Source organism: Calothrix sp. CBUCES-K 9914, from assembly GCF_059640475.1.
Window position 1 is genome coordinate 1 of record NZ_JBXXZH010000338.1, and the last position, 8,355, is coordinate 8,355.

4 protein-coding genes and 1 pseudogene are annotated in these 8,355 nt (G+C 43.2%); 3 read left to right on the plus strand and 2 right to left on the minus strand.

Features of this window, described 5'->3' with window-relative positions:
- Positions 1 to 975: thioredoxin-like domain-containing protein (locus tag AC2JBO_RS40330; RefSeq protein WP_496959251.1), on the minus strand; the 975-nt coding region annotated here is incomplete at its 3' end.
- Positions 976 to 1,057: 82 nt separating this feature from the next.
- Positions 1,058 to 2,629: a hypothetical protein gene (locus tag AC2JBO_RS40335; RefSeq protein WP_496959252.1), complete on the minus strand. Its 1,572-nt coding sequence runs from the start codon at positions 2,627 to 2,629 to the stop codon at positions 1,058 to 1,060.
- Positions 2,630 to 3,196: 567 nt separating this feature from the next.
- On the opposite strand from AC2JBO_RS40335, the gene psaA reads away from it, so the two are divergent.
- The 3 genes and pseudogenes from psaA to AC2JBO_RS40350 all read left to right on the plus strand — a co-directional run.
- Entirely contained in the window at positions 3,197 to 5,455 is a 2,259-nt protein-coding gene (psaA, locus tag AC2JBO_RS40340) for a photosystem I core protein PsaA (RefSeq protein ID WP_496959253.1), read from the plus strand.
- A gap of 148 nt (positions 5,456 to 5,603) precedes the next feature.
- Positions 5,604 to 7,829, plus strand: coding sequence for a photosystem I core protein PsaB (gene psaB, locus AC2JBO_RS40345; RefSeq protein ID WP_496959254.1), 2,226 nt, complete (start codon positions 5,604 to 5,606; stop codon positions 7,827 to 7,829).
- Positions 7,830 to 8,072: 243 nt separating this feature from the next.
- Positions 8,073 to 8,261: pseudogene (locus AC2JBO_RS40350) on the plus strand (DUF433 domain-containing protein); the annotation flags it as partial.
- Positions 8,262 to 8,355: the final 94 nt, after the last annotated feature.

Consider the following 8,355-nt stretch of genomic DNA (forward strand, 5'->3'; position numbering starts at 1 on the left):
GCCAGTACCAGCGTAAGTCCTAATTATATTAGTTTCCAAGTCCATCATCCATATTTGGTGTACACCTGCCATTGCAATATACAGTTGATTTTCATGCTTTACTAAATCCCAAGGAGAATTTAAAGCAATATCTAAAGCATTACCTTGAGTAAAGCTTAAATTACGATTTTGTATACCTGTTCCTGCTATTGTTTCTATATATTGGCGCCTGAAGTTAACTTTTCGTAAAGCATGGTTATCTGTGTCAGCAACATAAAGAATTTGATTTGGATTATCAAACGTCATTCCTTGTGGCGCCGAAAATTCAGCCGTATTAAAATCACCATCTGTAAATCCTAATTTTCCGCTACCAATAACATGTAGTAGCTCACCTTCTAAATTTGTAACAACAATACGATTATGTCCTGTATCTGCTATAAATAAACTTGAAGGAGTTGCTAAAACTTTACCCGGAAAAGCTAATGGTGTAATTACTGGCTGCCGCTGCTTCTCTAAAATTACATCTAGCTCTTGTAAATTAATTGTGCCTTTCTCTTGATGTTGTTGAATTATTTGCTGTATCAAATCGTCTAAAATATCACGTTTTCCTTCTCCCATAAAAGAAGCAACTATATAACCTTCTGGGTCAATTAACATGAAACTAGGATACGCACGTACAGCATATTCTTGCCAGACTCGAAAATCTTTGTCTACGAAGACAGGATGTTCTATATCGTAGCGTAAAATAGCTTGACGAATATTATCAATATCTTTCTCATTATCAAATTTTGCAGAGTGTACACCAATAACAGTAAGACTATCTTTGTATTTTTTTTCAAGGTATTTTAAGTCTGGTAGTACATGCAAACAATTTATACAGCAGTAAGTCCAAAAATCTAAAATAACTATTCGACCCTTGAGTTGTTTTATAGACAAAGGTTCATCTGTATTTAGCCAATTATATTGCGGTAGTTCCGGCGCCCTTACACGAACCATAAAAAAACTCACGTTAATTAAAATTTATTAATTTACCACACAGACAGTAGAGACGTGATTAATCACGTCTCGGAGCGAGGTTTTAATTTGCTATAGGAGCAGAAGTAACTTCAGGTAATGGTGTTATTTCTTTTTCTGGTGTTATTTCAGGTACTGGCGTTACTTCTGGTGTTATTTCAGGAACCGGAGATAACGTTGGTTCGGGTGTTGGTTTTGAAGACGCGCGACGTTTAAAGTATTTACCCAGTTGAACCTTTGATGGTTTTGTTGAAGGAGTTACTTTTAGCTGCGGTGTTGGAGACTTTACAGGTTCTTCAACGGATGGCGCCATTTCTGGTATTGTTGTTACTTCAGGAGTTGGGACTATTTCAGGTTCGGGTGTTGGTTTTTCAACTTCAGGTGTTGGTAAAGGTATATTTGTAACTTCTGGTTGTGGTGTTGGTGTAATAATTACTTCTGGCAAGTCAGGAGTCTCAATTGGTGTTGGTTCTATACTTGGTGCGGGTAATGGTGCTTTAGTTTCTCTACGTTTAAAGAAACCGTCAGATTTTGCTTTTTCAACTTCTGATTTTTGTTGCGCTTCAGGTATTGGCTCTATAGTCGGTTCTACAGTTGGTTGTATAGTTGGCTCTACAATTGGTTCAATTGTTGGTGTAGGTTCTGGTAGTGGTTTAGCAACATAGGTAGAGTCTACAATACTGCGTACTTGGTCAGCCTGTAGTTCACTTCTAATAATACGAGAAAGGGTGTCTTGACCTTTTGGCTGGTAAGTAATACTTCTTACTGTGCTGTTAAAAACGTTTTTAACTACTTCGCCTTTACCGTCTAAAAATTCGAGTTTTATCCAGTTTTTTCCTGGTTTAAAGCCTTTTAAGTATATAGATTCCCAACGGTCGAGTATAAAACTTTCATCGTTGATTGTACAGCGAATTCGCCAATCGCCTATTTCGTCTTGTAATATATCTCTGCCATTTAATTGCAGTGGTGCGTTTGTTAAGTAAAAGTCGAGGAGAATTGGTTCGGCGCCATATTCTCCATTTGGACGGTTATATGTTAAGAGTGGTTGGGATGTATCTGGGTTGTGTTCATCGGTTTTTGTAAAGACGTGGAATGTTGTTTGCGTATAGGCGCCTTCGTTTTTAAAGCTTTCGTTCCAAGGACGTTCGGCGAGAACACGCAGTGTATGAGTACCTGGAGATAAGTCGGTTAGGGTTAAAGGCTGATTTAAGTCGTAAACTTCAATACCTGGCTGGTCATCCAAAATTACCGTTAGGTGAGAGCCAAGATTAAACTGCGAATCTTTGAATATTGGTAAATCCTTTACTTGAAGGTTAACCTCTACCGTATCTTTTGGTAGAACTTCGTCGAGTTTGGGAGTGGTAATTGTAACTTGAGGATGGTAAGTATCTAAGCGGCGTTGAAGTTCTTGAATAATCGATGGAGGTGCAACTTCCGAAATTTGATTCGTAAGTTGCGAGTTATCTTTACGTCCATCCAGTCCTGGTATTAATGGTTCCTTACTAACAGCTTTATCACCACAGCTAGCTAGACTTAGTACTAGCAGCAGTGCAATTAATGATTTTACTATTTTTACAATTAGCCGATATCGCGTTTTAAAGGGTAGTCCGCGCGCCTTCAATGCAATAAAGTTCATGCCTAGCATCCACTATTTTAACAACTCAACAAATAATTGTGGCTCAAGTTCGCCCCAGCGTAGCAATAAAACAAAGTTAAATCTTGAATTTAAACGTTAGGGCGCCAATCCTGACCTAGTGTATGAAGTATGATTTATTACTTATATTCCTCAAAGCTGACCATAATCTAGCTGAGTATCATTAGTGACACATGGTAGTCATAAAGCTGTAGAAACAGTAGATAAAGTTAAATCGATTAGGATACCACAGCAGTGTTTAAAACTATAATTTTTGCAAATTGTGTAGGTTTGTAAAAAAAATGAATAAAGTATTGACATTTGAGCCAGCGGTATAACGCAGAAAGTAGAATCTACGGGAAGTTGAGGGATTTTGAATTATTGTTAACATTCATCTCACAATGTGGGGTAATGGACTCTATAATTCAACTGAAACCACTCTCCACACTTTCGTCAACTTGCTATCCAAATTCAGCTAACCTGAGTTAGGATGCGACTAGGGTAAACTTAGCCACGAAGACAGAGTGTGGTGTTTATAATTCCTCAATCCCTTTATAGAGAGGAGGTCGAATGACAATTAGTCCTCCAGAGCGAGAGGAGAAAAAAGCAAGAGTTATTGTCGATAATGACCCAGTACCAACTTCGTTTGAACGATGGGGACAACCTGGACACTTCGATAGAACTCTAGTTAAAGGCCCAAAAACCACCACCTGGATTTGGAACCTTCACGCTCTTGCCCATGACTTTGATACACATACAAGCGATTTAGAAGACATTTCCCGTAAAGTATTCGCAGCACACTTCGGTCACTTGGCTGTTGTGACACTGTGGTTAAGCGGGATGATATTCCACGGTGCCAAGTTCTCGAACTACGAAGCTTGGTTAACCGACCCTCTCAGCGTGAAGCCTAGCGCTCAGGTTGTTTGGCCAATTGTTGGACAAGACATATTAAACGGTGATGTAGGCGGCGGTTTTCACGGCATCCAAATCACAAGTGGCTTGTTCCAAGTTTGGCGTGGTTGGGGTATCACCAACTCCTTCCAGTTATATTGCACTGCGATAGGTGGTTTAGTATTAGCTGGCTTGTTCCTATTTGCAGGCTGGTTCCACTACCACAAGCGGGCACCAAAATTGGAATGGTTCCAAAACGTTGAGTCTATGCTCAACCACCACTTGGCAGTATTGTTAGGTTGCGGTTCGTTGGGCTGGGCAGGTCACTTAATTCACGTATCAAACCCAATTAACAAATTGTTGGATGCTGGGGTAGCAGTAAAAGATGTACCTTTACCCCACGAGTTCATTCTTAACAAAGACTTGTTAATTGAGGTATTCCCCAGCTTTGCTAATGGTTTGGCTCCTTTCTGGACGTTAAACTGGGGTCAGTACGCTGATTTCTTGACCTTCAAAGGCGGTTTGAACCCCGTAACTGGCGGTCTGTGGATGACTGACATCGCACATCATCACTTAGCGATTGCAGTTCTCTTCATCGTCGCAGGTCACCAATACCGTACCAACTGGGGTATCGGTCACAGTATTAAAGAGATTCTTGAGAACCACAAAGGACCTTTCACAGGTGAAGGTCACAAGGGTCTTTACGAAAACTTGACCACCTCTTGGCACGCTCAATTAGGCACTAACCTTGCTTTCTTGGGATCGCTGACCATCATTGTCGCGCATCACATGTACGCGATGCCTCCGTACCCTTACTTGGCAACTGACTACGCTACCCAACTGTGTATCTTCACTCACCACATATGGATTGGCGGATTCTTAATTGTCGGTGGTGCGGCGCACGCAGCAATCTTCATGGTGCGGGATTATGATCCCGTTGTGAACCAAAACAACGTTCTAGACCGGGTAATTCGTCATCGCGATGCAATTATCTCTCACCTTAACTGGGTGTCAATGTTCTTAGGCTTCCACAGCTTTGGACTTTACATCCACAACGACACAATGCGTGCGTTGGGTCGTCCTCAAGATATGTTCTCCGACACTGCAATCCAGTTACAACCAGTATTTGCTCAGTGGGTGCAAAATCTCCACACTGTGGCGCCTGGTGGTACTGCACCGAATGCGTTGCAAGTCGTCAGCCATGCTTTTGGCGGTGGTATCGTCGCTGTTGGTGGCAAAGTCGCAATGATGCCTATTGCTTTGGGTACTGCGGACTTTTTGATACACCACATCCACGCTTTCACTATTCACGTAACAGTGTTGATTCTGCTCAAAGGCGTATTATTCGCTCGCAGTTCACGCTTAATTCCTGATAAAGCTAACCTCGGCTTCCGCTTCCCTTGCGATGGTCCTGGTCGTGGTGGTACATGTCAAGTGTCTGGTTGGGACCACGTGTTCCTCGGACTCTTCTGGATGTACAACTCCTTATCGATTGTAATTTTCCACTTCTCTTGGAAGATGCAATCTGATGTATGGGGAACAGTTGACTCAGATGGTGTGGTTTCCCACATCACTGGTGGTAACTTTGCTCAAAGTGCAATAACCATCAACGGTTGGTTGCGTGACTTCTTGTGGGCACAAGCGGCACAAGTCATTAACTCCTACGGCAGTGCTCTGTCTGCTTACGGTTTGTTGTTCTTAGGCGCCCACTTCGTTTGGGCATTCAGCTTGATGTTCCTGTTCAGTGGTCGCGGCTACTGGCAAGAATTGATTGAATCGATTGTTTGGGCACATAATAAACTGAAGGTAGCACCTGCAATTCAGCCACGTGCTTTAAGCATCATTCAAGGTCGTGCAGTAGGTGTAGCACACTACCTGCTAGGAGGTATCGCCACAACCTGGGCATTCTTCCACGCGCACATCCTTTCAGTAGGCTAACGCCAAAAAAGTAATGAGTGCTGAGTGCTAAGTGATGAGTTAGAAATAATAGAATATGTATTCCTGACTCAGAACTCAGTACTCAGCACTCAGAACTCCTAACTAACATTCACACGACGGCTAAAGGTTAGAGGATTTATCAAAACCTATGGCAACAAAATTTCCAAAATTTAGCCAGGACCTCGCACAGGATCCGACTACTCGTCGGCTCTGGTATGCGATGGCTACAGGAAATGATTTTGAAAGCCATGACGGTATGACGGAAGAAAATCTTTACCAAAAGATTTTCGCCACCCACTTCGGTCATGTAGCAATCATTTTCTTGTGGGCATCCAGCCTCAATTTCCACGTAGCTTGGCAAGGCAACTTTGAACAGTGGATTAAAGATCCTCTCCACATTCGTCCTATTGCTCATGCGATTTGGGACCCTCAGTTTGGTAAACCTGCTATTGAAGCATTTACCCAAGGTGGTGCAAGTAATCCAGTAAACATTACCTACTCTGGTATTTACCACTGGTGGTATACCATCGGGATACGTACTAACAACGACCTCTACATGGGTGCCGTGTTTTTACTCCTGTTGGCAGCAGTGTTCCTATTTGCTGGTTGGTTACATTTGCAACCCAAGTTCCGTCCTAGCCTTTCTTGGTTCAAGAGTGCAGAACCCCGCTTAAACCACCACTTGGCAGGTTTATTCGGTGTAAGCTCCTTAGCTTGGACTGGTCACTTGATACACGTTGCAATTCCTGAATCACGTGGACAACACGTAGGCTGGGATAACTTCCTGACCACATTGCCTCACCCCGAAGGTTTAACACCCTTCTTTACAGGAAACTGGGCTGTATATGCACAGAATCCTGACACTGCAAATCACTTGTTTGGGACTTCGACTGGTGCGGGTACGGCAATTCTGACCTTCTTGGGCGGTTTCCACCCTCAAACAGAATCGCTGTGGTTGACCGACATGGCACACCACCATCTAGGAATTGCAGTATTATTTATTGTTGCTGGTCACATGTACCGCACCAACTTCGGTATTGGTCACAGCATTAAAGAAATGCTCAACGCCAAAAACTTCTTTGGCAACAAGACCGAAGGTCAATTCAACCTGCCCCACCAAGGGCTGTATGACACCTACAACAACTCGCTGCATTTCCAATTAGGATTTCACTTGGCTGCTTTAGGTACAATTACTTCCTTGGTAGCACAACACATGTACGCTATGCCTCCTTATGCTTTCATAGCTAAGGACTACACTACACAGGCAGCGCTGTACACACACCACCAGTACATAGCAATCTTCTTGATGCTTGGCGCCTTTGCTCACGGCGCAATCTTCTGGGTTCGTGACTACGACCCCGAACAAAACAAAGGCAACGTACTCGACCGTGTATTGAAGCATAAAGAAGCGATTATCTCGCACTTAAGCTGGGTATCCCTTTTCTTAGGCTTCCACACCCTCAGCTTGTACGTACACAACGACGTAGTTGTAGCATTCGGTACTCCTGAGAAACAAATCTTGATTGAGCCAGTATTCGCTCAATTCATTCAAGCGTCTCACGGTAAAGTTCTGTACGGTTTACAAACATTGCTCTCTAACCCAGACAGTGTTGCTTACACCGCTTACCCGAACTACGCGAACGTTTGGTTGCCTGGTTGGCTAGATGCAATCAACAACGGTACAAACTCTTTATTCTTAACCATCGGCCCTGGCGACTTCTTAGTACACCACGCCTTCGCGTTAGCTATCCACACCACCGTATTGATTCTCGTCAAAGGTGCTTTGGATGCTCGTGGTTCTAAGTTAATGCCCGACAAAAAAGACTTTGGTTATGCATTCCCTTGCGACGGTCCTGGTCGTGGTGGTACTTGCGACATATCCGGTTGGGACTCCTTCTACCTAGCTACATTCTGGGCATTAAACACAGTCGGTTGGGTAACCTTCTACTGGCACTGGAAGCACTTAGGTATTTGGCAAGGCAACGTTGCTCAGTTCAACGAAAACTCCACCTACTTAATGGGATGGTTCCGTGATTATCTCTGGGCGAACTCCGCACAATTAATCAACGGTTACAACCCATACGGTATGAATAACCTTTCCGTTTGGGCGTGGATGTTCCTCTTCGGACACCTCGTTTGGGCAACTGGCTTCATGTTCCTCATCTCTTGGCGTGGTTACTGGCAAGAGTTGATTGAAACAATAGTTTGGGCACACGAGCGTACTCCTCTTGCGAACCTAGTTCGTTGGAAAGACAAGCCCGTTGCACTCTCCATCGTTCAAGCACGCTTAGTCGGTTTAGCACACTTCACAGTCGGCTACATCTTTACTTACGCAGCATTCCTGATAGCTTCCACGGCTAGTAAGTTCGGTTAACTCCAACGCAACTAGTTGTTAAGTAAGTAAAAAAAATCCCCTACCCATGTGGTAGGGGATTTTTTATTGTGGAGCAGGCATCCCTGCCTGCCTCTGCCTCTGCCTTTTTAATAATCTTTTAACACCACATATAAAACTTTATTTAACCAGTAACTTTTAATAAGATTGCATTTTCTGTCAGTAAATTAGAAAGATTTTTTTAGTAAGTGGGAAAGATAATGGCAGGCGAACCTAAAGTCCAGACTTACATATGATGAAATCATTCGCGAGTATCCACCATTAACGTTAGAAGATATAAAAGCTGCTATTGCTTATAGCTTAAAAGAGGGCGCCATTCGTAATGCGGAACGCGACCTTAAGATTGCTGAAGAATGGTTTCCGCTTGAAGAAGCATATCAGGTGAGTGTAGAGTGGAGGAATTTGAAAAATTAAGTTGTTTAATAGGGGGGAGGCGGGCGGGGACGCCATTGGTGTCAAGTTAAGGTTGGCGCCCATGCGTCAACGATAGGTTTTGTGATGAACGAGG